At 56.8% G+C, this 25,296-nt stretch carries 25 protein-coding genes and 1 pseudogene; 16 read left to right on the top strand and 10 right to left on the bottom strand.

Features of this window, described 5'->3' with window-relative positions; translation table 11 throughout:
* The first annotated feature begins 157 nt into the window (after positions 1–157).
* Complete coding sequence (locus V1599_RS09760; protein WP_112012236.1) at positions 158–427, top strand: GrxA family glutaredoxin; 270 nt, start codon at positions 158–160, stop codon at positions 425–427.
* A 39-nt stretch (positions 428–466) separates the two neighbouring features.
* On the opposite strand, the gene V1599_RS09755 is transcribed toward V1599_RS09760, so the two are convergent.
* A complete protein-coding gene (locus V1599_RS09755) occupies positions 467–838 on the bottom strand; it encodes an inner membrane protein YbjM (RefSeq protein WP_112012235.1) in 372 nt (123 codons plus the stop codon).
* A 273-nt stretch (positions 839–1,111) separates the two neighbouring features.
* On the opposite strand from V1599_RS09755, the gene V1599_RS09750 reads away from it, so the two are divergent.
* From V1599_RS09750 to arsC, 8 genes and pseudogenes are all read left to right on the top strand, one after another.
* Positions 1,112–2,797, top strand: a complete 1,686-nt coding sequence (locus V1599_RS09750) for an aspartate:alanine antiporter (RefSeq protein ID WP_112012234.1) — start codon at positions 1,112–1,114, stop codon at positions 2,795–2,797.
* A gap of 573 nt (positions 2,798–3,370) precedes the next feature.
* Positions 3,371–3,517, top strand: a complete 147-nt coding sequence (locus V1599_RS09745) for a hypothetical protein (RefSeq protein WP_395301568.1) — start codon at positions 3,371–3,373, stop codon at positions 3,515–3,517.
* Positions 3,518–3,584: 67 nt separating this feature from the next.
* The gene (locus tag V1599_RS09740) at positions 3,585–5,261 is read left to right on the top strand and encodes a DUF4041 domain-containing protein (RefSeq protein WP_395301455.1); all 1,677 of its coding nucleotides are present in this window, start codon (positions 3,585–3,587) and stop codon (positions 5,259–5,261) included.
* Positions 5,262–5,413: 152 nt separating this feature from the next.
* Positions 5,414–5,632, top strand: a pseudogene (locus V1599_RS09735) (site-specific integrase); the annotation flags it as partial.
* Between the two features lie 49 nt (positions 5,633–5,681).
* On the top strand, positions 5,682–5,951 hold the full coding sequence (locus V1599_RS09730; protein ID WP_112012230.1) for a hypothetical protein: 270 nt from the start codon (positions 5,682–5,684) through the stop codon (positions 5,949–5,951).
* A gap of 231 nt (positions 5,952–6,182) precedes the next feature.
* On the top strand, positions 6,183–6,503 hold the full coding sequence (locus V1599_RS09725) for a metalloregulator ArsR/SmtB family transcription factor (protein ID WP_395301454.1): 321 nt from the start codon (positions 6,183–6,185) through the stop codon (positions 6,501–6,503).
* 42 nt (positions 6,504–6,545) lie between these two features.
* Complete coding sequence (locus tag V1599_RS09720) at positions 6,546–7,835, top strand: arsenic transporter (RefSeq protein WP_395301453.1); 1,290 nt, start codon at positions 6,546–6,548, stop codon at positions 7,833–7,835.
* 12 nt (positions 7,836–7,847) lie between these two features.
* Complete coding sequence (gene arsC / locus V1599_RS09715; protein ID WP_395301452.1) at positions 7,848–8,279, top strand: glutaredoxin-dependent arsenate reductase; 432 nt, start codon at positions 7,848–7,850, stop codon at positions 8,277–8,279.
* A gap of 17 nt (positions 8,280–8,296) precedes the next feature.
* On the opposite strand, the gene V1599_RS09710 is transcribed toward arsC, so the two are convergent.
* Complete coding sequence (locus V1599_RS09710) at positions 8,297–8,848, bottom strand: TetR/AcrR family transcriptional regulator (protein ID WP_395301451.1); 552 nt, start codon at positions 8,846–8,848, stop codon at positions 8,297–8,299.
* 82 nt (positions 8,849–8,930) lie between these two features.
* Here V1599_RS09710 and V1599_RS09705 point away from each other — a divergent pair, with 82 nt between their 5' ends.
* Together V1599_RS09705 and V1599_RS09700 are read left to right on the top strand one after the other, a co-directional pair.
* Positions 8,931–10,145: an MFS transporter gene (locus tag V1599_RS09705; protein ID WP_112012225.1), complete on the top strand. Its 1,215-nt coding sequence runs from the start codon at positions 8,931–8,933 to the stop codon at positions 10,143–10,145.
* Positions 10,135–10,947: a Cof-type HAD-IIB family hydrolase gene (locus tag V1599_RS09700; RefSeq protein ID WP_395301450.1), complete on the top strand. Its 813-nt coding sequence runs from the start codon at positions 10,135–10,137 to the stop codon at positions 10,945–10,947. Before V1599_RS09705 ends, V1599_RS09700 begins: the two co-directional genes overlap by 11 nt.
* A 69-nt stretch (positions 10,948–11,016) precedes the next feature.
* Here the strand turns inward: V1599_RS09700 and V1599_RS09695 are convergent, their stop codons facing one another.
* Entirely contained in the window at positions 11,017–12,249 is a 1,233-nt protein-coding gene (locus tag V1599_RS09695; RefSeq protein WP_112012223.1) for an MFS transporter, read from the bottom strand.
* 168 nt (positions 12,250–12,417) lie between these two features.
* Here V1599_RS09695 and V1599_RS09690 point away from each other — a divergent pair, with 168 nt between their 5' ends.
* The 3 genes from V1599_RS09690 to deoR all read left to right on the top strand — a co-directional run bounded on the left by V1599_RS09690 (position 12,418) and on the right by deoR (position 14,589).
* A complete protein-coding gene (locus tag V1599_RS09690; RefSeq protein ID WP_395301449.1) occupies positions 12,418–13,146 on the top strand; it encodes a phosphatase PAP2 family protein in 729 nt (242 codons plus the stop codon).
* A gap of 7 nt (positions 13,147–13,153) precedes the next feature.
* On the top strand, positions 13,154–13,762 hold the full coding sequence (gene ybjG, locus V1599_RS09685; RefSeq protein WP_112012221.1) for an undecaprenyl-diphosphate phosphatase: 609 nt from the start codon (positions 13,154–13,156) through the stop codon (positions 13,760–13,762).
* Between the two features lie 68 nt (positions 13,763–13,830).
* Positions 13,831–14,589, top strand: coding sequence for a DNA-binding transcriptional repressor DeoR (deoR, locus tag V1599_RS09680; protein ID WP_112012220.1), 759 nt, complete (start codon positions 13,831–13,833; stop codon positions 14,587–14,589).
* 67 nt (positions 14,590–14,656) lie between these two features.
* Here deoR and dacC read toward each other — a convergent pair whose 3' ends face one another.
* Positions 14,657–15,862 carry a serine-type D-Ala-D-Ala carboxypeptidase gene (gene dacC, locus V1599_RS09675; RefSeq protein WP_395301448.1) on the bottom strand — a complete coding sequence of 402 codons (1,206 nt, stop codon included), beginning with the start codon at positions 15,860–15,862 and terminating at the stop codon, positions 14,657–14,659.
* 235 nt (positions 15,863–16,097) lie between these two features.
* Here dacC and V1599_RS09670 point away from each other — a divergent pair, with 235 nt between their 5' ends.
* Positions 16,098–16,724, top strand: a complete 627-nt coding sequence (locus tag V1599_RS09670; protein ID WP_112012219.1) for a glutathione S-transferase family protein — start codon at positions 16,098–16,100, stop codon at positions 16,722–16,724.
* On the opposite strand, the gene V1599_RS09665 is transcribed toward V1599_RS09670, so the two are convergent.
* A complete protein-coding gene (locus V1599_RS09665) occupies positions 16,725–17,843 on the bottom strand; it encodes a PQQ-dependent sugar dehydrogenase (protein ID WP_395301447.1) in 1,119 nt (372 codons plus the stop codon).
* A gap of 106 nt (positions 17,844–17,949) precedes the next feature.
* Positions 17,950–18,333 (bottom strand): biofilm formation regulator BssR, encoded by a 384-nt coding sequence (gene bssR, locus V1599_RS09660; RefSeq protein WP_112012217.1) that lies wholly within the window; start codon positions 18,331–18,333, stop codon positions 17,950–17,952.
* Between the two features lie 216 nt (positions 18,334–18,549).
* Here bssR and rimO point away from each other — a divergent pair, with 216 nt between their 5' ends.
* The gene (gene rimO, locus V1599_RS09655) at positions 18,550–19,875 is read left to right on the top strand and encodes a 30S ribosomal protein S12 methylthiotransferase RimO (RefSeq protein ID WP_112012216.1); all 1,326 of its coding nucleotides are present in this window, start codon (positions 18,550–18,552) and stop codon (positions 19,873–19,875) included.
* A gap of 102 nt (positions 19,876–19,977) precedes the next feature.
* Here rimO and gsiD read toward each other — a convergent pair whose 3' ends face one another.
* Genes gsiD through gsiA form a run of 4 tightly spaced genes read right to left on the bottom strand, consistent with a single transcriptional unit; the run spans position 19,978 to position 25,293 of the window.
* Entirely contained in the window at positions 19,978–20,889 is a 912-nt protein-coding gene (gsiD, locus tag V1599_RS09650; RefSeq protein WP_395301446.1) for a glutathione ABC transporter permease GsiD, read from the bottom strand.
* 1 nt (position 20,890) lies between these two features.
* Positions 20,891–21,811 carry a glutathione ABC transporter permease GsiC gene (gene gsiC / locus V1599_RS09645; RefSeq protein ID WP_112012214.1) on the bottom strand — a complete coding sequence of 307 codons (921 nt, stop codon included), beginning with the start codon at positions 21,809–21,811 and terminating at the stop codon, positions 20,891–20,893.
* Positions 21,812–21,859: 48 nt separating this feature from the next.
* Positions 21,860–23,398 carry a glutathione ABC transporter substrate-binding protein GsiB gene (gene gsiB, locus V1599_RS09640; protein WP_395301445.1) on the bottom strand — a complete coding sequence of 513 codons (1,539 nt, stop codon included), beginning with the start codon at positions 23,396–23,398 and terminating at the stop codon, positions 21,860–21,862.
* Between the two features lie 23 nt (positions 23,399–23,421).
* Entirely contained in the window at positions 23,422–25,293 is a 1,872-nt protein-coding gene (gsiA, locus tag V1599_RS09635) for a glutathione ABC transporter ATP-binding protein GsiA (protein WP_395301444.1), read from the bottom strand.
* Positions 25,294–25,296: the final 3 nt, after the last annotated feature.

Raw genomic sequence — 25,296 nt, 5'->3', positions numbered from 1 at the left:
TATGCCAGCCAGTATAGGCAATGCGGCACGCCGTGTAATTGGCGAAACATAGCCTCACTGTATCAAAGTGACAGGTGAAACCTTCTTTCCATTGCGGCCGGTTATCGTGCACACTAGGTGTCATTCGCCGTTTGGCTTGTATTTTGAGGAGAGAGAAATGTTTGCAGTAATTTTTGGTCGTCCAGGATGCCCTTACTGTGTGCGCGCAAAAGAGCTGGCTGAGAAGCTGACCGCAGAGCGTGATGACTTCAACTTCCGCTATGTGGATATCCACGCCGAAGGTATCACTAAAGCCGATCTGGAAAAAACCGTGGGTAAACCGGTTGAAACCGTACCGCAGATTTTCCTCGATCAGAAACACATTGGCGGCTGCACGGACTTTGAAGCCTACGCCAAAGAAAATCTGGGCCTGTTTGCCGCTCAGTAAATTCAGTGAGTTCAGAAGCGCCCTCGACCGAGGGCGTTTTTATTTGTGACGACGTCGGTGCAGCAGGCTGCGAATAAACAAAAAGCACAGCGCGCCCAGCGCACACCAGAATACGCCGCTTAACAGCCACGCCAGCTCCTGCCAGAACGAACGCGATGTGACAAACACCAGACGCAGCAACAGCAAACAGAGCGGAGCCGCCAGAATCGCGCCAAGTAGAGGTTTAACGACTTCACCGCCCCGTGAAAGAAAGCTGGCCGCCGCTCCCGGCAGGGTAAAAAAGAGCAGGCCCAGTTCGGGATGACCGGATGCGCGAAACGCCCCTTTTACGTTAAAGGCTAACGACACGCACACGACGATGAACAGCAAAAAGCAGCTGACCACGCCCGCCCAATTACGCGTAATGTTCAAACGATCCTCCTGACTTTTCTCTATCAAATACACCTTCGTCCAATGGACGCCCAGTCAGATAAAGCATGTGGCAATCCGTGCCAGAACTCGCACAAGGTAGTGCGATAATAGGTAGCTGTAGATAGCTAATACGATTAAACTAACCGCTTGCTATTGTTTTAGGGAATTGAGTCATGCATCAGGGAAAGATCGAACAGACCCCTGACGTTCAAAACAGTAGCCCAAATAGCCTCTTCATTCAACAACTTACTGGTAAACAAGAAGTTAGCCTCCGTGAATATAAACGTCGCAGACTTGTTAAATGGGAATTACATCCTGTTATTATTTGTGGTACTCGCACTGGGCCTTTGTCTGGGTAAATTGCGCCTGGGCTCAGTTCAACTTGGTAATTCCATTGGCGTTTTAGTCGTCTCCTTATTATTAGGCCAGCAGCACTTCAGCATTAACACGGACGCGCTCAACTTAGGCTTCATGCTGTTTATTTTTTGCGTGGGCGTGGAGGCCGGGCCGAACTTTTTCTCTATTTTCTTCCGCGACGGCAAAAACTACCTGATGCTGGCGCTGGTGATGGTGGGCAGCGCGCTGCTGATGGCGCTCGGGCTGGGCAAGCTGTTCGGATGGGATATCGGCCTGACCGCCGGTATGCTTGCGGGCTCCATGACCTCAACGCCGGTGCTGGTGGGCGCGGGCGACACCCTGCGCCATTCCGGCATGGCCGGTGCGCAGCTCTCCAGCGCGCTCGATAACTTGAGCCTGGGCTATGCCCTGACCTACCTGATCGGGCTGGTCAGCCTGATTGTGGGGGCGCGCTATCTGCCGAAACTGCAGCACCAGGACTTGCAGACCAGCGCCCAGCAAATTGCGCGCGAGCGCGGACTGGACACCGACACCAAGCGAAAAGTCTACCTTCCGGTTATCCGCGCCTATCGCGTCGGCCCCGAGCTGGTGGCCTGGGCCGACGGTAAAAACCTGCGCGAGCTGGGGATTTACCGCCAGACGGGCTGCTACATCGAACGCATCCGACGCAACGGCATTCTGGCAAACCCGGACGGCGATGCGGTGCTGCAGATGGGCGACGATATTGCCCTGGTGGGCTATCCGGACGCCCACGCGCGCCTTGACCCAAGCTTCCGCAACGGTAAAGAGGTCTTCGACCGGGATCTGCTCGATATGCGCATCGTCACCGAAGAGATTGTGGTGAAGAACCACAACGCGGTGGGCCGCCGCCTGGCGCAGCTAAAGCTCACGGACCACGGCTGCTTCCTGAACCGCGTCATCCGCAGCCAGATCGAAATGCCGATCGACGACAATATCGTTCTCAACAAGGGCGATGTCCTGCAGGTGAGCGGCGACACGCGGCGCGTGAAAACGGTTGCCGACCGTATCGGCTTTATCTCCATCCACAGCCAGGTGACTGACCTGCTGGCCTTCTGCGCCTTCTTTATCGTGGGCCTGATGATCGGGATGATTACCTTCCAGTTCAGCAACTTCAGCTTCGGCATCGGCAACGCCGCCGGGCTGCTGTTCGCCGGTATCATGCTCGGCTTCCTGCGCGCAAACCACCCAACCTTCGGCTACATCCCGCAGGGCGCGCTAAACATGGTGAAAGAGTTCGGGCTGATGGTCTTCATGGCCGGGGTTGGCCTGAGCGCGGGCAGCGGTATCGGCAGCGGCCTGGGCGCCGTGGGCTGGCAGATGCTGGTTTCCGGCCTTATCGTTAGCCTGGTGCCGGTGGTGATCTGCTTCCTGTTTGGCGCCTACGTGCTGCGCATGAACCGCGCCCTGCTCTTCGGCGCGATGATGGGGGCCCGCACCTGCGCGCCGGCGATGGAGATCATCAGCGACACCGCGCGCAGCAACATCCCTGCTCTGGGCTATGCGGGCACCTACGCAATCGCCAACGTGCTGCTGACCCTGGCAGGTACGCTTATCATCATCATCTGGCCAGGTCTCGGATAAGTCTTAAGTTTGCGCATTGACGAAAATAATTTTCGCGATGCGCAGAACTTTTTACGCAGGGGGCAGTCATAACTAGTGCCACTGCTTTTCTTTGATGTCCCCAATTTGTGGAGCCCATCAACCCCGCCGTTTTGGTTCAAGGTTGATGGGTTTTTTGTTGCCTGAATTTTCTACCCGGTAAATCAATCCCTTACAGACCCACTTTTCCATACATGACCACAAAGTGGCGGCAGCGCTTTATCCTGGCTGCAAAATCTTCGCCTTAAGCCGTTTCAATCGCGTGCAACAATTCAACCAAAGCAACAGCGCCTGCATCATCCCAGCGCAAAAAACTCGGCACATAACTTGGTGATCAACACATGTCATTGCGCGCTTAAACCGGCTAATCTCTCATTTGGTTAACCACAAGGTACGGTATAAAACAATGTACAAAAAGAGCAACAATTGAAAAACTGGCTCATTTGTTCTCACTGATATCCAAAATAGTTGAAGATGCTTCTTGCGTGTTAACTCATCATATCCTCCTACCAATCTTTTATCTTCAGATAATGTTTATGATGGCCTGCCCCGTACATTTTCGATCAAAAATTAATAAAAGTGCTAGATAGGCACTACTTGATCAATAGTGATGGAAACCACTCCGTTAGAATGATTACAAGGCTGCCGATAGGAATGATTAAAATTTCTGCTGCAGAAGACAATTTGAGTGTGCTTTATTAGATCCACAAGATACACCTCACATAAGAAGCACAACATTTTCACACTGATTCAGTAATAGGGTTTAGAAATGGATTTTTTTCTAATTTTAGTTTTGTTGTTCGCCTTACTCGCCCCCATCCTCACAGCGATTTTGTTCAACAAGAGTAAACAACATAAGGTCGAGATCGAAGCGCTTAATGATCGAAAGGCGGCTCTTTCGAGTGAATTGAATCAAAGTAAAGAAAATTTAGCCAACGTTATAAGACAGTATTCAGAGCTGGAAGGAAGAGCGGCTCCATTATGGCAGTATGAAGAGCTGCATAGCGCGGTCCTGGATGCAAAAAAGACGATAAAAACAGCTGACTCTATTGCCCAAAAAACAGTAAATGAAGCACACCTTAAAGCTTCAAACATCGTTTTAGAAGCAAAAAACAAAGCCCAACTAACGTTAAGTAATGCTAATAATGAAGCAGTTGTAATAACTAAAGACGCTCGCGATGCTCGTTTAAAAGCCAAGGAGCGCTTGGATAACGCCAATAGCAGGGCCGATGAGCTAATCTCTAATGCTAATGATAATGCAATGAAAATAGTTGCAGATGCAGAGAGCAGAGCAAAAGAAATCGCCGGCTCAGCATATGAAGCAAAAGAATTTGCAGAAACCTACCAAGCTGTAGCCAAGTCAATGAAAAATAAGATAGAAGGGTACGGTGATGAATGGATTATTCCAAACCGAAGCGTTCTGGATGAACTTGCTGAGAATTATGAATTTACTGATGCAGGCAGAGAGCTACAAAAAGCCAGAGAGCTAACAAAGTCTCTAATCAAAACGAGCAAAGCTGCAAGTTGTGATTACGTCGAACCTAGCAGACGTAACACTGCAATAAAATTTGTGTTAGATGCGTTCAACGGAAAAGTTGATAGTACGCTTTCTAAGATCAAACATAACAATTACGGTAAACTTTCCCAAGAAATTAAAGACGCATTTCAGCTTGTGAATTACAACGGTTCAGCTTTTAGGTCGGCCAAGATCACTGATATATACTTACAAGCCCGACTCAACGAACTAAAATGGGGCGTTGCCGTTAATGAAATTATGCTCGAAGAAAAAGAAGAACAAAGGCGTATTAAAGAGCAGTTGCGCGAAGAAGAAAAAGCACGTCGAGAGTACGAAAGAGCGATAAAAGAAGCCGAGAAAGAAGAGAAAACAATTCAGCAGGCTATAGACAAGGCTACTAAAGAGTTGATGCTTGCAGGTGAAGAGCAAAGACTCGCTCTTGAGCAGAAATTGGCTGAATTACAAATTAAATACGAAGAGGCTGAAGCCAAAAATCAGCGTGCTATTTCGATGGCTCAGCAAACTCGCTCAGGACATGTATATGTTATAAGTAATATAGGCTCGTTCGGTGAAGATGTTTACAAAATTGGTATGACGCGTCGCCTTGAACCTCTAGACCGTGTTCGTGAACTTAGTGATGCCAGTGTTCCATTCGCCTTTGATGTACATGCAATGATTTACAGTGATGATGCGCCTGCATTAGAGAATCATCTGCATAAAGTATTTAATGAAAAACAGGTTAACAAGGTTAATTCACGGAAGGAGTTCTTTAATGTTGGCATTAAAGAAATTAAATCAACTGTAACCAATTTGAATATCGATGCACACTGGACGATGTTTGCAAATGCCAAAGAATATAGAGAGTCTCTAGCAATTGAGAATGAACGATCGGCCGCGCAGGTTGCTAACGAAGAACTCGTTGTTGCCTGACATAGGTGATTTCACATAATTATACGCCGACCACTGTTTATACACACAGTCAAATTTAGCCCTCAGACATGAGGGCTTTTTTATGGAAGTACGAAACTCGACTTGTGAAAATGGACCTGCGAATGCTGTCCCTCCGGCGTAGTGAGCATTAACAGTTCATAGCTCTAGATGGCTTTAGGATTTTTACCGCCTGCTATTTCCAGTTTTTATCCGTAATGGATAAGACCTCTATCGTGCTCCCACGCGGTCAACTCGCCCACGTTCTGCGCTATGCCCACCTCGCGCCCGATCAACTGGAAACGGCCCTATGCTTTAATCCCCTGGAAACCATGGGTCAAACACCCTTAGATGCAGTTCACGTGCGCGCCTGACATTCGCGGAGTATCATTAGGATGGTCTTGATTATCAGGGAGATTGATTATGAATGATTTACAGAAACAGGGCTTAGAACTTCGAACAAAAGCTAAAGAATTAGCTCTTTCTGCTTTGGCAAAGCATCCTGATGGACGCATAAATGGTAAAGGCGTTAAGCAAGCAGAAGTATTTCGTCTCTGCGGTCTGGACTGGGGAGATTACCCTAAAGCCCCAAGTACACAGCAACAATACTGGGCAGTAGCCCTTCTCCGCGAACTTGAGTCAGAGGGAATGGTGGAGCAAGTCGAGGAGAAAGGCCCCTGGCGTTTAAAGTAAGTCATGATGATCCAAGTGGCGACAAAGTGGCAGCAGCGGTTGGCATTGCCCCGTAATCGCCACTCCTTACCACTAACCTAACTTATTGATTATCTTTCAAGTCGTTGTTTTAACTAACTCGTTTACATAAATATTTTTTTTGTTGCCTGAAATTCCCCTCAGCTTTCCCTCTATGCAACCAAACACATATGATTTACCATATGTGTAACCCCTCTAACCGCGAGGCATCCGATGCACCACCCGCTTCAGCTTTTCAAAACGCTTTCTGATGAAACCCGTTTAGCCATCGTCATGCTGCTTCGCGAGGCCGGAGAACTGTGCGTTTGCGAAATTTGTTCTGCCACAGAGGAAGCGCAGCCCAAAGTCTCAAGGCATATGGCCATACTGCGTGAGTCAGGCCTTGTCAGCGATCGCCGGGAAGGGAAATGGATTTATTACCGCCTGTCCCCCACCATGCCCGCGTGGGCGGCGGCGAGTATCGACAGCGCCTGGAACTGCCTGCGGGACGAGATTCGATCAAAGCTTAAAACCCTCCAGCGCGGTGCGTGTTAAACAACAAACACATTCATTAAAACAGATGTAATGGAGCCAATCATGTTTCTGGCAGGTGCGATTTTTCTCTTCACGCTGATTCTGGTTATCTGGCAGCCGAGGGGGCTCAGCATCGGCTGGAGCGCCGCCATTGGAGCCGCGCTGGCGCTGGCCTTCGGAGTCATTGAGCTTAGCGATATTCCGGTGGTGTGGAATATCGTCTGGAACGCCACGGCAACCTTTATTGCGGTCATCATCATCAGCCTGCTGCTGGATGAGTCCGGCTTTTTCGAATGGGCGGCACTGCACGTTTCGCGCTGGGGTAAAGGGCGGGGTCGGCTGCTGTTCAGCTATATCGTGCTGCTGGGCGCCGCCGTGGCCGCGCTCTTTGCCAACGATGGCGCGGCGCTGATCCTGACGCCTATCGTCATCGCGATGCTGCTGGCGCTTGGATTCAGCACGCGGTCCACGCTGGCCTTCGTGATGGCGGCCGGATTTATCGCGGACACCGCCAGCCTGCCTTTGATCGTCTCTAACCTGGTGAATATCGTCTCCGCAGACTTCTTTACGCTCGGGTTCACGGAGTACGCGTCGGTGATGATCCCGGTAGATATCGCGGCCATCGCCGCCACGCTGGTGATGCTGCACCTGTTCTTCCGTAAAGACATTCCGCCGGTCTACGACCTGGACAAGCTCAAACGGCCCGCCCTGGCGATTAACGATCTCCCCACCTTCAGAACGGGCTGGGTTGTTCTGGTTCTTTTGCTGGTCGGCTTCTTCGTTCTTGAACCTCTCGGCGTGCCGGTCAGCGCCATCGCTACCGTCGGCGCGCTGGTGTTGTATGCCGTCGCAAAGCGCGGCCACGCCATTAATACCGGAAAGGTGCTGCACGGCGCGCCCTGGCAGATCGTGATCTTCTCGCTGGGGATGTATCTGGTGGTGTATGGCTTGCGAAATGCCGGGTTAACGGACGCGCTTTCAGGCGTGCTGAACCTGCTGGCGGCGCACGGGCTGTGGGCAACCACGCTGGGGACGGGGTTCATCACCGCGTTTCTGTCATCAATCATGAACAACATGCCTACGGTGCTGATTGGCGCGCTGTCCATCGACGGCAGCACGGCGACGGGCGTGATTAAAGAGGCGATGATTTATGCCAACGTGATTGGCTGCGATTTGGGGCCGAAAATCACGCCAATCGGCAGCCTTGCTACCCTGCTCTGGCTGCACGTGCTGGCGCAGAAAAATATCACCATTACGTGGGGATACTATTTCCGAACGGGGATTATCATGACCCTGCCCGTTCTGTTTGTGACGCTCGCCGCGCTGGCGTTACGTCTCTCTTTTACCCTATAGCGAGCACCTCCTATGAGCCACATCACTATCTATCACAACCCGGCGTGCGGCACGTCCCGCAACACGCTGGAGATGATCCGCAACAGCGGCGTTGAGCCGGACGTTGTCCTTTACCTCGAGAACCCGCCGTCGCGGGTCGAGCTGGTAAAGCTGATTGCCGATATCGGTATTTCCGTGCGCGATCTGCTGCGCAAAAACGTCGAGCCGTACGCGCAGCTCGGGCTGGCCGATGAAAGCATCCCAGACGATGCGATCGTTGACTTCATGCTGCAACATCCGATTTTGATTAACCGACCGATTGTGGTTACGCCGCTCGGCACCCGCCTTTGCCGGCCTTCGGAGATGGTGCTGGAGATCCTGCCGGATGCGCAAAAAGGGGCTTTCAGCAAGGAAGACGGTGAAGCGGTGATCGACGCCGCCGGGAAAAAAATCCTCAGGCCGTGATGCGGACAAGCGGCACGCTAGCGGCCGCTTTCCCCCGCAATCCGTCCCACCATCGCGCGGATCTCCTCCCGAGACAGCGGCTGCCTGTCCGTCACGAAGTGTAGCGTCATTCCCTCAATGAACGCGTCCAGCGCGCGGGTGGTCACCGGGTCGAACCACTGCCCGAGCGTTTCCTGGCTCATTTTCATCCAGTCCTGCATCACCGTTTTAAGCGCCGCGCTGCGGTACATTAAGGCATAAAGCTGGTACATCAGCGCCATATTCTGCGGCGTAGTCACCTCTGAGCTGTGGATCAGGGTGGTGATGGATTCGCAGGCCATCTCTGGCCCGGTGACGCCTGCAAAAAAATCACGATACTGCTTCGACATTTGCAGGGTGAACCAGACGAACGCCTCCTCGATAAGCTGCTCCATGCCGTCAAAATAGTAGGTCATCGAGCCCAGCGGCACGCCCGCACGGCTGGCAATTTTGCGATGCGTGACCGCGTGGACGCCATGCCCGGCAATGGTGTCCAGCGTCGCCTGAAGGATCTTCTCGCGGCGTTGAGGGTCGTTCGGGGGTCTGCTCATAAAATCCTCACGTAGTTTATGTACAAATGTACACATACTTGCTAGTGTTGTCGCTACTGTTGTACTTCCGGTATTGACCCCAATGACCTTGACCTCTCCTCGTAAGGCCCTGCAGCTGCGCATGTGGGCGCTGTTTATGTTCTTCTTTATTCCAGGGCTGCTGATGGCCTCCTGGGCCACGCGGACGCCTGCCATTCGCGACATTCTCTCCGTCTCGACTGCGGAGATGGGCATCGTGCTGTTTGGCCTGTCGATAGGCTCGATGAGCGGCATCCTGTGTTCGGCCTGGCTGGTCAAGCGCTTCGGCACCCGAGCGGTGATCCGCACCACCATGTGCTGCGCGGTGCTGGGCATGATGGTGCTCAGCGTCGCGCTGTGGTTTGCTTCTCCTCTGATATTCGCCCTCGGGCTCACGGTCTTTGGCGGCAGCTTCGGCGCGGCAGAGGTGGGGATTAACGTTGAAGGCGCTGCCGTTGAGCGCGAAATGGACAAAACCGTCCTGCCGATGATGCACGGCTTTTACAGCCTCGGCACGCTGGCGGGCGCGGGCGTCGGCATGGCGCTGACGGCGTTTGGCATCGCCGCCAATCTGCACATTCTGCTGGCGGCCCTGGTCTGCATTATTCCGATTGTGACCGGCATTCGGGCGATCCCCGACGGCACGGGAAAAAACTCCGCTGAAGAACAGAAATCGGCTGAAAAAGGGCTGCCCTTTTACCGCGATTTCCAGCTGATGCTGATTGGCGTGGTGGTGCTGGCGATGGCCTTCGCCGAGGGCTCGGCCAACGACTGGCTGCCGCTGCTGATGGTGGATGGCCACGGGTTTAGCCCGACATCCGGCTCGCTGATTTACGCCGGATTTACGCTCGGCATGACGGTGGGGCGCTTTACCGGCGGCTGGTTTATTGACCGCTACAGCCGCGTGGCGGTGGTACGCGCCAGCGCCCTGCTGGGCGGGCTGGGCATCGCGATGATCATCTTTGTGGACGTGGACTGGATTGCCGGCGTTTCGGTGATCCTGTGGGGGCTGGGCGCCTCGCTCGGCTTCCCGCTGACAATTTCCGCCGCCAGCGATACCGGGCCGGACGCGCCAACCCGCGTCAGCGTGGTCGCCACGACCGGCTATCTTGCCTTCCTGGTAGGCCCGCCGCTGCTTGGCTTCCTCGGCGAGCACTACGGGCTGCGCAGCGCCATGCTGGTAGTATTAGGATTGGTAATGATCGCCGCGCTGGTCGCCCGCGCGGTGGCAAAGCCGGAAACAGAAAAGACGACACTGGAGAAGGGATATGAGCGTTAAACTGATTGCAGTCGACATGGATGGCACCTTCCTGAGCGACGCGAAAACCTACAACCGCGCGCGTTTTCTGGCGCAGTACGCGCGCATGAAGGCGCAAGGCATTCGCTTCGTGGTGGCCAGCGGTAACCAGTACTACCAGCTGATTTCGTTTTTCCCGGAGATCGCCCATGAGATTTCCTTCGTGGCGGAAAACGGCGGCTGGGTGGTCAGCGCTGGCGAAGACGTGTTTAACGGCGAGCTGTCGAAAGAAGATTTTGACACCGTGACCACCCTGCTAGGCGACGTTGCCGGAATTGAAATTATTGCCTGCGGCAAAGGCAGCGCCTATACGCTGAAACAGTATCATGACGGCTTCCACGCTATGGCGGCGAAATATTATCATCGTCTGGAAAAGGTCGATAATTTCGACAATCTGAACGACATTTTCTTTAAGTTTGGCCTTAACGTGTCTGACGATGAAATCCCGCGCATTCAGGCAATGCTGCATGAAAAGCTGGGCGACATCATGGTGCCCGTCACCACCGGTCACGGCAGTATTGACCTGATTATACCCGGCGTGCATAAGGCCAACGGCCTGAAGATATTACAGAAGCGCTGGGGCATTGAAGACCATGAGGTGGTGGCATTTGGCGACAGCGGCAACGATGTGGAAATGCTGCGCCAGTCGGGATTTAGCTTCGCGATGGCGAACGCCAGGCCGCACATCAAGGCGGTTGCCCGCTTCGAAGCGCCGCATAATAACGATGAGGGCGTCCTGGACGTGATTGAGAAAGCGCTGAACGGGGAAGCGCCGTTTAATTGATTCCGTATGGTTTGGTGCCCTCTCCCCTCACTCTGACCCTCTCCCCAAAGGGGAGAGGGAATAAACAGGTTAAGGTTGCAGGGCATTCCCTACGCGCTTGTCCTTCAGGAATACCACCATCAACGCCACCCAGAGCGCGCCGTTGGCGAGGTTGAACAGGCTGAACAGCCCGTTACCGCCGAAGGCGTAAGCATGTTTGCTCACCTCAATGCCGACGGTGAAAATCAGCATCTGCAGCATCCCCATCGCTGCCGACACGGTGCCTTTACTCATTTCGCTAGCGAACAGCGTCAGGCGCACCAGCCCGGCATTCGCCACGCCGATGCCGAAGGCATAAATGCTCAGCCCCGCCGTCATCCACAGGTAGGCGTGGGAGGACGCCACGGTCGCCACCGCGGCCACAATCAGGCCAGCGGCAATCGGCCAGCCGCCCATGATAATCAGCGACCGCACGGAGCGGCGTGCGGTCAGGCGCGCCAGCACCAGGTTACCGACGATCAGCGCGCCAAAAATCGGCACCTGTAAAAGGCCATACTCGTAGCTGCTCAGCTTTTCGCCGCTGATGATAATGACCGGCGACTGGGCAATCCACGCCAGCAGCGGCAGGCTGACAAAGCCCGTCGCCAGCGCGCCCGCCACAAAGCGGCCGTTTTTTAGCACTTCTTTATAGTCCCGGCCCAGCTCTTTCAGCGACAGCTTTTCGCCCAGCCGCGTCGCGGTTTCCGGCATCGCCCTGTGCAGACCAAAGAAGGAAACGGCAGCAAGCGCGGCGAAGAGGACAAACATCCCCTCCCACGGCGCGACGTGCACCCACGCGGCGCCTACCAGCGGCCCCAGCAGCGGGGCAATCAGCGCCACGTTGGCCATCAGCGCGGTGATTTTGATACACACCGCCTCCTCAAACGACTCCTGAATGGCGGCATAACCCACCGCGCCGATAAAGCACAGGCTGACGCCCTGAAGAAAACGCAGCAGGGTGAACTGTTCAATATTCTGCGCCAGCAGCGTGGCGAGACAGGTGACGATAAACCACACCACGCCCGTCAGCATCACCGGACGACGGCCAATGCGATCCGACAGCGGCCCCAGCAGCCACTGCAAAAACATGCCGCCTGCCAGATAGGCGGTCATGGAGGTGGGAACCCACTCAATCCCTGCGTTGAACTGCTCGACCACGGCCAGCATGCCGGGCTGGATCATATCGTTGCCGATATAGGTGGAAAATTCGTAGAGCACCAGACACAGGGGGAATAGTAACGCCTGACGGCCCAGACGGTTACCGGAAGAAGAACGATTTGTCATGCAATCTCTTTATGGTGAAAAAATCGCGTTGAGTGTAATGAATTGGCCCAGTCTGAGACAGCAAATTATCGAGGGATAACAGAAATAAAGCACTTATCGTCGCCGTTTAAGGTTTCCTTAATTTGACACAAATATGATAGCGCTAATTTCACGTCATTGGCCCCGGTTATGGCATACACTTCCAGCCCTTCAGAATTGTCTAAGTTGCAGACAACCAAGGCAAAAAAACTTTACCGTTTGCCTACGCGCTTTTATGGTTATCAGCTTTTAACGCTGTTAGCCTTAGCCATTCTGTTTACCTGGCTTTCTCGCGATGAAGGGCTCGACAGGTGGATAACAGGCTATTGGTATGGCGCGGCAGCGCACCGCTTCCCGCTGCAGCAAAACGCGCTGCTGGATCTGCTGAACCATCGTCTGGCGAAATATCTCGCCATCGCGCTGGGCGCGGTAGCGCTGATCTATGGCGCCTACCGCCGCAACGCGCGGCTGGTCACCGCCGCGCTGCTGATGGGCGTCGGCGCCCTGGTGGTCGGCGTGCTGAAAAGCATCAGCCACCACAGCTGCCCGTGGGACCTGGTGGAGTACGGCGGCAAGGCGGTCTCTTATCCGCTGTTTAGCGCTGCGCCGGACAACAGCGGCCCCGGACGCTGCTTCCCGGGCGGCCACGCCTCCAGCGGCTTTATGGTGATGGGGCTGTTTTTTGCCTTCTGGCGCGAACGTCCGCGTCTGGCCTGGGGCTTTGTCGCGCTGGGTAGTGTTCTGGGCCTGGCGATGGGCTATGGGCAGGTGATGCGCGGGGCGCATTTTTTCTCTCACAACCTGTGGGCCGGGTGGTGGGTTTGGTTTTCTCAGGTGGCGGTCTACGGGCTTGTTTCCGCCTGGTTTGCAAAAGAGTGACGAGGGTATGTTAGAGAGTCTCAACTACAGTTTGTTTTATCTGATTAACGCTACGCCGGCTTCACCCGAGTGGATGATTGATTTTGCCACGTTTGTTGCAAGGGACCTGATCAGCATCGTTCCCGCTCTGGCGGTCATTCTCTGGCTGTGGGGGCCGCGCAAGCAGGTCAGCGCGCAGCGCCAGCTGGTGATTAAGGTTTCCATGGCGATCGGCGTCAGCGTGCTGACCAGCTTCATTCTGGGACACGCGTTCCCGCACGACCGTCCGTTTGTCGACCACGTCGGCTATACCTTCCTGCACCACGCGCCGGACGACTCCTTCCCGAGCGACCACGGCACGGTGATCTTCACCTTTGCGCTGGCCTTCCTCTTCTGGCATCGCCTGTGGTCCGGTGCGGTGCTAATGGCAACGGCGGTCGCTATCGCGTGGTCACGCGTTTATCTGGGGGTCCACTGGCCGCTGGACATGGTCGGCGGATTCCTGGTGGGATTGATCGGCTGCGTCAGCGCGGCAATCCTGTGGAACCTGTTTGGCCAGGCGCTTTATCGCGGGCTGTCTCAGCTGTATCGCGTGCTGTTTGCCCTGCCCATCCGCAAAGGCTGGATACGTGACTAACCCTGGTCCTACGGGTTACACTTGAGCCCCCGCCCTGCGGGGGCTTACTTTTTTATTCCCGAGGAACTATGGAAACACGACGCGATGACCGCATTGCTCAGCTCATTCAGGCGCTGAAGCGCAGCGATAAGCTTCATCTCAAGGAGGCCGCCGCCCTGCTCGGCGTTTCTGAGATGACCATTCGTCGCGATCTGAACAGCGACAGCGCGCCCGTCGTGCTGCTGGGCGGGTATATCGTGCTAGAGCCGCGCGCCGCCAGCCACTACCTGCTGAGCGATCAGAAAACGCGCCTCGTTGAAGAAAAACGCAAAGCGGCGCGTCTTGCCGCCTCCCTCGTTCAGCCCCACCAGACGCTGTTTTTTGACTGCGGCACCACCACGCCCTGGATTATCGAAGCGATCGACAGCGGCATGCCCTTCACCGCGGTCTGCTACTCGCTAAACACCTTTCTGGCCCTGCAGGAGAAGCCCGAGTGCCGGGTGATCCTCTGCGGCGGCGAGTTCCACGCCAGCAATGCCATCTTCAAGCCGCTTAACCTGCAGGATACGCTCGGCCATCTATGCCCGGACATCGCGTTTTATTCGGCTGCGGGCGTCAGCGTTCGTCAGGGCGCAACCTGCTTCAACCTGGAAGAGCTGCCGGTGAAGCACTGGGCGCTCAACGCGGCGCAGCAGCACGTGCTGGTGGTGGATCACAGTAAGTTTGGCAAGGTGCGTCCGGCAAGGATGGGCGAGCTGGCGCAGTTTGACGCGATCGTTAGCGACTGCCGCCCGGACGACGAGCTGGTGGCGTATGCGAAAGCGCAGCAGGTGAAGTTGATGTATTGAGTGGGGGGTGGCCTGATGCCCGCCCCCCGGCCCTCTTCCACGGGGAGAGGGTGAGAAGCAAAAATGCTTAGCTGAACCAGCTGCCGAACCATCCGTGGAATTTCATCATCACGAAGTCCCACATCCGGCTGAAGAAGCCCCCCTCTTCAACCGCTTCCATCACGATCAGCGGGCGCTGCTCGATGGATTTGCCGTTAAGCTGGAAGTCAATGGTCCCGACAACCTGACCTTTCTTCAGCGGCGCGGTGAGCTGTGGCTCCGTCAGGGTGAAGCTGGCCTTCAGGTTTTTCAACTGCCCGCGCGGAATGGTCACCGAACCGGCTTCCCCTGCTCCAAGGTTAACTTCGCTCTTGTCACCAAACCAGACGCGCTGGGTGATAAAGGTTGCGTCCGGCTTAATCGGCGTAACGGTTTCAAAGAAGCGGAAGCCCCATGTCAGCAGCTTTTCAGATTCGTTAAAGCGAATGCGGTCGGTTTTCGTGCCCAGCACCACCGAGATTAAGCGCATATCGCCCTGCGTCGCGGAGGCCACCAGGTTGTAGCCCGCGCCCGCGGTGGTGCCGGTTTTCATCCCGTCCACGTTAACGTTGCTGCTCCACAGCAGGCGGTTGCGGTTCGGCTGGCGGATATTGTTGAAGGTGAACTCTTTCTCTTTGTGGATGGCATACTCTTCAGGCACGTCGTGGATCAACGCCTTGCCCAGCAGCGCCATATCGCGGGCGGTGCTGAACTGGCCCGGTGCGTCCAGGCCGTGGACGGTTTTAAACGTAGTGTTGGTTAAGCCCAATTTCTGCGCGTAACCGTTCATCAGCCCGATGAAAGAGTCCTGGCTACCCGCCACGTAATCCGCCAGCGCAATACAGGCGTCGTTACCCGACTGGATTATCACCCCTTTGTTGAGGTCGGAAACCGACACCTGGTCGCCCGGCTTGAGGAACATTACCGACGAGCCGCGCAGCGCGGGGTTACCCGTCGCCCACGCATCTTTTCCGATGGTTACCTTATCGTCGAGCTTAATTTTGCCCGCCTTCAGCGCCTGCCCCACCACGTAGCTGGTCATGATCTTGGTCAGGCTGGCCGGGTCGAGCTTCTCATCGGCGTTACCTTCCGCCAGCACCTTACCGCTGGCGTAGTCCATCAAAATCCAGGCGCGCGCATCCACCGGAGGCGCTTCCGGAGCCGTTGTTTCAGCTGCATAAACCGTTGGAGCAAACAGGAAAAGGAGCGCAGAGCCCGCCGCCAGGCTGCGCAGAGAAGAAGTTTTTTGCGTCATAAATGCCACCCGAGTGTCCTTTCTTAAATCACGTCACAATCACCGTGTCGCAAGAAGCGATGAGTAATAGCGCACTACAGCGTTCAAAGAAACCTAATCCAGGTAAAGTTTTTAAAGTTTATGCAATAACATCCGGTTACGCTTCGGTTAACGCGTTTTTTTTCGTCTTTGTTGCGTAATTGTTGGGTTTATCTCACCATGTCGGCTCTCGGGTTTGACTCTTTGAGGAATAACGATGATTACGCTGTGGGGAAGGAACAACTCGACCAACGTCAAGAAGGTGCTGTGGACGCTGGAAGAGCTGGATTTACCGTTTGAGCAGGTGATGGCCGGTTTAGAGTTTGGCGTAAATAAAGAGGCTGAATATCTGGCCATGAACCCAAACGGCCTGGTGCCGCTGCTGCGCGATGAAGAAACCAACGTAACGCTATGGGAATCGAACACCATTGTGCGTTACCTTGCCGCTCAGTATGGCCAAAGCCGCCTGTGGGTCGATAGCCCGGCGCAGCGCGCGCAGGGTGAAAAGTGGATGGACTGGGCCAACCAGACGCTCTCTCCCACCCACCGCGTGATCCTGATGGGGCTTATCCGCACGCCGGAACCCGAACGAGACTACCCCGCCATCCACGCCGCGCAGGACGCCTGTGAAGGGCTGTTTGCGATGATGGATGACGAGCTGGCGAAGCACGCGTGGTTCTCCGGTGATGCCTTTGGCGTCGGGGATATTGCCGTGGCGCCGTTCGTCTGGAACCTGACCAACATGGGCCTGAAGTGGACGCCGCGCCCGCACCTTGAGCGCTGGCTGAAGCAGCTCAGCGAGCGCCCGGCGTACCAGAACGTGGTGATGATCCCGGTCAGCTGATTACGTGCCGGACGGGCTGACCTTCAGGAGCTGCCCGTCCGTTTCATCGGTCAACACGTACAGATAGCCGTCCGGCCCGACCCGCACGTCGCGGATGCGCTGGTCTTTATCCCCCAGAATGCGCCCGTCCTCGGTCACTTTATTGCCGTCCACGCTCAGCACGATAACGTCCTTCTCCTTCAGCGCCCCGACGAACAGCTTGTTCTTCCACTGCGGAAAGACGTCGCTGTTGTAGAACGCCATCCCGCTCACGGCAGGCGAGACTTTCCAGACGAACAGCGGCTTTTCCGTCCCCTCAACGTGCTCGCCTTTGGCTTCGGGGATCTTCAGGCCGCTGTAGTTGATGCCGTGGGTCGCCAGCGGCCAGCCGTAGTTTTTCCCTTTCTCAGGAATGTTAATCTCGTCGCCGCCGCGCGGGCCATGCTCGTTAAGCCATAGCGCGTCGCTCCACGGGTTCATCGCCATGCCCTGCGGATTGCGAATGCCGTAAGACCAGATTTCCGGCCGCGCGCCGGCGGTCTTCACAAACGGGTTGTCCGGCGGCACCTTGCCGTCTTCCGTCAGGCGCACCACTTTACCCTGCAGCTTGTCGAGATCCTGCGCCGTCGAGCGCTGATTGTTCTCGCCAAGCCCAATGAATAAATGGCCTTTGCCGTCAAACGCCAGACGCCCGCCAAAGTGGTTGCCGGTAGAGAGTTTCGGCATCTGGCGGAACACCACCTGGAACCCCTCAATGCGCGAGAGATCGTCGCTCAGCCGACCGTAGCCGACCGCCGTTCCGGCCTTACCGTCATCGCCCGCTTCGGCATAGCTGAGCCAGATCCGACGAGATGTTTCAAAATCGGGCGCCAGCACCACGTCAAGCAGCCCGCCCTGCCCGTTCGCCCAGACCTTCGGCACGCCGACGATAGGGTCAGAAAGCCCTTTTCCCGCCTGCCAGTGCTTAAGCTGCCCGTCCCGTAAGGTGACCAGCAGCCCCTTATCGTCCGGCAAAAACGCCAGAGACCAGGGATGATCGAGTTTGGTTTGCAGCACCTCAACCTTGACCGCGTCGGGCGCGGCGAGAAGCGAAACGGGAAACAGCAGGGCGGGAATAAATATCAGCGAGGATCGATGCATGGCGCGCTCCTTTGTCGGCATATGGCATAAAGATTAGCCACAACGCCCGGGCGCGTTATCACTTTTACAAAAGCTTAATCAGAAGGGGGAGTTGCCTCCCCCGGGCTTAATGCTGTTCAAGCTTTTCCTGCTTGTTCAGACACATGATGCAAAGCGAGATCGTAGTCAGGCAGTTTTCGAGCTTATCCGCGTTGACGGCGATAAACGTGGGGCAGTCGTGGTGTCCGTTCATCAAACATACCCCTGCGACAGAAAGCGTTTCGGCGGCACGGCGCAGCGCAATCCGTTCGCTTTCGTCGAATTCCGCTTTCAGGGTCGGCGCTTTCTCGCGCATGAAATTACAGAGTTCAAAGAGATTATCACGCAGATGTTCGCTTTCGCTGACTGACATGTACCCCTTCGCCTTTCTCAACTGCAGATAGGCGGCAAGGTCGATTCTGACGTCGATCAGCTTGTTCAGCAGATCGCGTTTCAGTCTGTCAACGGACATGCTAGTTCCTCCTCTGTCAGCCTTAGTGCACAATAAGAATAAGGTTATTTTTTGTACAATTTAATGCCTGGGATCAATAAAACTAAACTGCTTAACATTCTTTACATTGTTACAACGTTCAACCTCACCCCTATCCCCGCAAAGAGTGTATAAATCCCCCGCGGAACGCTGTAAAATCCCGCCCTGATAACTCCATAATTGATGAATTTTTAACCTATGAGCAATGTTACGCACCAGCCGAAAATCGGCTTTGTCTCCCTGGGCTGCCCGAAAAACCTGGTGGATTCTGAACGTATCCTGACCGAACTGCGCACCGAGGGCTATGACGTGGTGCCAAGCTACGACAACGCCGACATGGTGATTGTCAACACCTGCGGCTTTATCGACAGCGCGGTCCAGGAGTCTCTGGAAGCCATCGGTGAAGCCCTGACGGAAAACGGCAAGGTCATCGTGACCGGCTGCCTGGGCGCGAAGGTGGATCAGATCCGCGAAGTGCATCCGAAGGTGCTGGAGATCACCGGCCCGCACAGCTACGAGCAGGTGCTGGAACACGTTCATCACTACGTGCCAAAACCGAAGCACAACCCGTTCCTGAGCCTGGTGCCGGAACAGGGCGTGAAGCTGACGCCGCGCCACTATGCGTACCTGAAAATTTCCGAAGGCTGCAACCACCGCTGCACCTTCTGCATCATCCCGTCGATGCGCGGCGATCTGGTAAGCCGTCCGATTGGCGAGGTGCTGGCCGAAGCCAAACGCCTGGCCGACGCGGGCGTCAAAGAGCTGCTGGTGATCTCCCAGGATACCTCGGCCTACGGCGTGGACGTGAAGCACCGCTCCGGCTTCCACAACGGCGAGCCGGTGAAAACCAGCATGGTGGGCCTGTGCGAACAGCTTTCGAAACTCGGGATCTGGACACGTCTGCACTACGTTTACCCTTACCCGCACGTTGACGACGTCATCCCGCTGATGGCGGAAGGCAAAATCCTGCCGTACCTGGACATTCCGCTGCAGCACGCCAGCCCGCGCATCCTGAAGCTGATGAAGCGTCCCGGCTCCGTTGACCGCCAGCTGGCGCGCATCAAGCAGTGGCGCGAAATCTGCCCGGAGCTGACCCTGCGCTCGACCTTTATCGTCGGCTTCCCGGGTGAAACCGAAGAAGATTTCCAGATGCTGCTCGACTTCCTGAAAGAAGCGCGTCTGGACCGCGTCGGCTGCTTCAAGTACAGCCCGGTTGAAGGCGCAACTGCCAACGAGCTGGCCGACCAGGTGCCGGAAGAGGTGAAAGAAGAACGCTGGAACCGCTTTATGCAGCTCCAGCAGCAGATCTCCGCCGAGCGCCTGCAGGAAAAAGTGGGCCGCGAGATTCTGGTAATTATTGATGAAGTGGATGAAGAAGGCGCGATTGGCCGCAGCATGGCCGATGCACCGGAAATCGACGGCGCGGTGTATCTGAACGGTGAAACCAGGGTTAAGCCGGGGGATATTATTCGCGTGAAGGTTGAAAACGCCGACGAGTACGACCTGTGGGGTAGCCGGGTTTAATTTAGCGTTTATTCCCCTCTTCCCGGAGGGGTGAGGGTGAAAAAACGCTCCGAACCGTCCCCTCTCCCCTACGGGGAGAGGGTTAGGGTGAGGGGCAAAAACTTACCCCTTTATCCTCGGATCCAGCGCATCGCGCAGCCCGTCCCCCAGCAGGTTAAACGCCAGCACCGTCAGGAAAATCGCCAGGCTCGGGAAAATTGCGACATGCGGCGCAATTACCATATCTGCCCTTGCCTCGTTCAGCATCGCGCCCCACTCCGGCGTCGGCGGCTGAGCGCCCAATCCCAGAAACGACAGGCTGGCCGCCGAGATTATCGACACGCCGATCCGCATCGTGAAATAGACCACGATAGACGACACCGTGCCCGGCAAAATATGGCTGAACAGAATGGTGGCATCGCTCGCCCCCACGCTGCGCGCCGACTCGATAAACGTCTGCTGCTTGAGCACCAGCGTATTGCCGCGCACCAGGCGCGCAAAGGCGGGAATGGAGAAGACCGCCACGGCGATAATGACGTTCGCCATGCCGCTGCCCATGATCGCCACCACGGCAATAGCCAGCAGGATGCCGGGGAAGGCAAACAGCACGTCGCAGATGCGCATAATCACGCGGTCCCACCAGCCTTCGTAATACCCGGCAACCAGGCCGAGCACCGTACCGATCGCCGCGCCAATCAGCACGGCAAAGACGCCAGCGGCAAGCGAGATCTGCGCGCCCACCAGCACGCGGCTAAAGATGTCGCGCCCCAGTGAATCCACGCCGAACCAGTGCACCATCGACGGGCCGTCGTTCAGGCGGTCATAGTCGAAATAATTTTCCGCATCAAACGGCGCTATCCACGGAGCCAGCACCGCAACTACAATCAGCAGCAGGACGAAAATCCCCGCTGCCAGCGCCACGGGCTGGCGGCGAAAGCGCCGCCAAAATTCAGACCACGGCGTTCTGACGCGTTCCGGCCTGACCCCCGGCATCGCGTTTATCATGGCTTCACGCCGCCAGTTCAATAATCGCATTTTATTTGTACCTGATAGCCGGGTTAATGGCGGCGTACAGCACGTCCACCACTAAGTTGATAAGAATAAACTCCAGTGAAAACAGCAGCACTTCCGCCTGAATCACCGGGTAGTCGCGCATCTCCACCGAGTCCACCAGCAGTCGCCCCAGCCCCGGCCAGTTGAAGACTTTTTCCACCACGATAGAGCCGCCCAGAAGGAAGCCAAACTGCAGCCCCATCATCGTCACCACCGGGATCATCGCGTTGCGAAAGCCGTGCTTGAGGATCACCCACTTCTCGCTCACCCCTTTCGCCCGCGCGGTGCGGATGTAGTCCTCGCTCAGCACGTCGACAAACGACGCGCGGGTAAAGCGCGCCATTACCGCCGCCACGGCCGCGCCCAGCGTCAGGGAAGGCAAAATATAGTGCTTCCAGGTATCGGCCCCCACCGTCGGCAGCCAGCCCAGCTCAACGGAAAAGACCTGCATCAGCAGCATCCCAAGGGCAAAGGCCGGGAAGGAGATGCCGGTAACGGCCAGCGCCATCCCTAGCTTATCCGGCCAGCGGTTGCGCCAGACGGCGGCCACGATGCCCGCCGCAAGGCCGAACAGCACCGCCCAGGCCATGCTGGCAATCGTTAGCCAGAAGGTGGGCATAAATCGGCTGGCAATCTCTTCTGATACCGGGCGCCGCGAAACCATCGAGGTGCCGAAATCGCCCTGCAGAACGTTGCCGATATAGTGCAGGAACTGCCTGTACAGCGGCTGATCCAGCCCCAGCTGCTTACGCACCAGCTCAATGACCGTGGCGTCCGCCTCGGGACCTGCTATCAGGCGCGCCGGATCGCCCGGCAGCATATGGACAAACAAAAACACCAGCACCGCTACGATCAGCAGCGTCGGGAGCAGCCCCAGCAGGCGTTTACAAACATAATTCAGCATGCCTTTCCCTCTCATCCCGCAGGCCTGCGCCCGCGGGAATGAGTTCTCTTATTTCAGATCCGCGTCGTCGAAGCTAAAGCCCGTGTCCGGCATGATATAGAACCCGGTCAGCGCTTTGTTATGGGCCGATACCAGCTTTTCGACCACCAGCGGCACCCACGGCGACTCTTTCCAGATGATATCCTGCGCCTCTTTATACAGGCGCGCCTTCTCTTCCGGCTTCGTGGTGTTCAGCGCGTCGGTCAGGTCCTTATCAACCTGCGGGTTGCTGTAGAACGCGGTATTAAACAGCGTCGGCGGCCAGTTCTGCGAGGCGAACAGCGGGGAGAGCGCCCAGTCCGCTTCGCCGGTCGAGGCGGTCCAGCCGGTGTAGAACATTCTCACCCCGCTCTCTTTCTGCCCTTTGCCCTCCACCTCGGCCGCGCGCTGCCCGGCGTCCATCGCCGTTACCTGCGCCTTAATGCCCACCTGCGCCAGCTGCTGTTGGGTAAACTGCAGCACCTTCTGCGCGGTGCTGTGATTGTGCGATGACCACAGCGTGGTGCTAAAGCCGTTCGGGAACCCGGCCTCTTTCAACAGCTCGCGCGCCCTGGCCGGGTCGTAAGGCCACGGCTTATAGGCCTGGGAATACTCAATCGACGGCGGCAGCACGCCGGTGGCCGGCGTGGCGTATCCCGCAAAGGCCACCTTCACCAGCGCCTGGCGGTTAATGGCGTAGTTGATCGCCTCGCGCACCTTCGGATTATCAAACGGCTTTTGCGTGACGTTCATGCTGATGTAGCGCTGCATGATCGACGGGCTGGCCACCAGCTCCAGCTTGCTGTTCTTCTTCAGCAGCGCGGCCTGCTCGTAGGGGATCGGGAAGGCGAACTGCGCCTCGCCGGTTTGCAGCATCGCCGCGCGGGTGTTGTTGTCAACTACCGGACGCCAGGTAATGGTGTCCAGCTTCGGCAGCCCCTTCTGCCAGTATCCGGCAAATTTCTTCACCTTCACAAAATCGGTCTGGTTCCAGGTGACCAGCTCGTACGGGCCGGTTCCGACCGGGTGGAAGCCGATCTCGTTGCCGTATTTCTTCAGCGCGGCGGGCGAAATCATCGCCGTCGCCGGATGCGCCAGAATATTGATAAACGCCGAGAACGGCTCTTTGAGGGTGATCTTCACCGTCGTAGGATCGACCGCCTCGGTGCTGGCGATATTTTTATACAGGTTATAGCGCTTGAGGCCGCTCGCCGGATCGCTGGCGCGATCGAGGTTTACCTTAACCGCCTGCGCGTTGAAGTCGGTCCCGTCCTGGAACTTAACCCCGGTTTTGAGCTTGATGGTGTAGACCAGCCCGTCGTCGGAAACGGTATAGCTCTCTGCCAGCACGTTCTTGAGCTTCATCTCTTTATCGAGGCCAAACAGCCCCTGATAGAAGGACTTCGCCACCGCCTGGGAAAGCGTATCGTTGGCGTCATACGGATCCAGCGTCGTGAAGTTTGACCCGACCGCAACCACCACGTCCTTGGCAGCGAACGCGGGGGATGCGGCCAGAGCAGCCGTCACGCTCGCGGCTAAAAGCCATTTACGAGCAACAAAGTTAACCATTGTGTTCTCCTGCCTGGTGAAAGTTAAAGCCGCGAGAATGCATTGTCCTGACGCGGCGGTGCCACAAAATGTCCGGGGCCGACTTCACGCAGCGTCACGCGCTCCATGGTTTCGCCCCGCTTGCGGATATTGCTCGGCATTTCATCCTGCAGCAGCACGCGCTGGGCGTGGCGATGCGCAGGATCGGCGACCGGAACGGCGGCCATCAGCTTGCGGGTGTACGGGTGCTGCGGGTTTTCAAATACCGCCCGCCGCGGGCCCATCTCAACGATTTGCCCCATGTACATCACCGCCACGCGGTGGCTGATGCGCTCTACCACCGCCATGTCGTGGGAAATAAACAGAAACGCGATCCCCATATCCCGCTGGAGATCGAGCAGCAGATTGATGATTTGCGCGCGAATAGAAACGTCGAGGGCCGAAACCGACTCGTCGGCAATTACCACCTTCGGGTTGAGCGCCAGCGCGCGGGCGATGCAGATCCGCTGCCGCTGGCCGCCGGAAAACTCGTGCGGATAACGCCAGGCGTGTTCCGGCTTCAGCCCCACGCGCTCGAGCAGCCAGGCAACGCGTCGCTGCGCCGCCTCGCCGTCGAGGAGGTTATGCACGCGCAGCGGCTCCATAATTGAATAGCCCACCGTATGGCGCGGATCGAGCGAGGCGTAAGGGTCCTGAAAGATAAACTGAATATCCCGGCGCACCGCCTGCAGCCTGCGCTGGGGCAGCGCGTCAATGCGCTCGCCGTTAAAGGTGATGCTGCCCTCCTGCGACTCCACCAGCCGCAGCAGCGCCCGTCCAATGGTCGATTTACCGCTTCCCGACTCGCCCACCAGCGCCAGCGTTTCGCCGGGCCACAGATCAAAGCTGACGTTTTCAACGGCGTGCACTTCCCGCTTAACGCGGTTGAGGATGCCGCCGCGCAGGGGAAAGCGGGTCACCAGATTGCGCACCTCAAGGATCGGCCTGCCGGCGACCACGGTATCCTGCTCGTCTTCCGGCTCCGGGCTTCCGGCTCCGTCAGAGGACATCAGCGGAAAGCGCCGCGGCAGATCGCAGCCATTCATTGCCCCGAGCTTCGGCACCGCGGCCAGCAGCGCTTTGGTATAGGGATGGACCGGCGCGTGAAAAATCTGCTCAACGCTGCCCGTTTCCACCGCATGGCCCTGGTGCATCACCAGCACGCGGTCGGCAATGTCGGCCACCACGCCCATATCGTGGGTGATAAAAATCACCCCCATCTCCATCTCCTGCTGCAGGACGTTGATCAGCTGCAGGATCTGCGCCTGAATGGTCACGTCCAGCGCGGTGGTCGGTTCATCCGCAATCAGCACCGCCGGGCGGCACGACAGCGCCATGGCGATCATCACGCGCTGGCGCATTCCTCCGGAGAGCTGGTGCGGGTAGCGGCCCAGAATGGTCTGCGCCTCCGGGATGCGCACCCGTTCCAGCATCCGCCGCGCCTCGTTCATCGCCTCTTCGCCGCTCAGCCCCTGATGCAGCCGGATGGATTCGGCAATCTGCTCGCCGATCGGAAAAACCGGGTTAAGCGAGGTCATCGGCTCCTGAAAGATCATAGCGATGTCTGCACCGCGCACGCCCTGCATTTGCGCCGCGCTCAGCTCGTCTAAATCAATTACCTGGCGGTTGCGGCGGCGAAGCAGGATCTGCTCGCTGGTCACCTGCACGCCGGACGTTTCCAGCAGACGCATCAGCGCCAGCGCCGTAACCGACTTGCCGGAACCGGACTCGCCGACGATCGCCAGCGTCTCGCCGCGCTTCAGCGAGAACGATAAATCCTGTACTGCGGGGATGAACTGCCGCTCGTCCTGAAACGCAATATTCAGCCGGCGGACCGCCAGCACTTCCCGGCTGTCCAGCTCTTCACTGTGCGGCACGCG

The organism is Enterobacter sp. ECC-175 (assembly GCF_043968675.1).
Taxonomy (GTDB): Bacteria; Pseudomonadota; Gammaproteobacteria; order Enterobacterales; family Enterobacteriaceae; genus Enterobacter.
The sequence above is the reverse complement of the archived record's forward strand: the minus strand, read 5'-3'. Positions and strand labels throughout refer to the sequence as shown.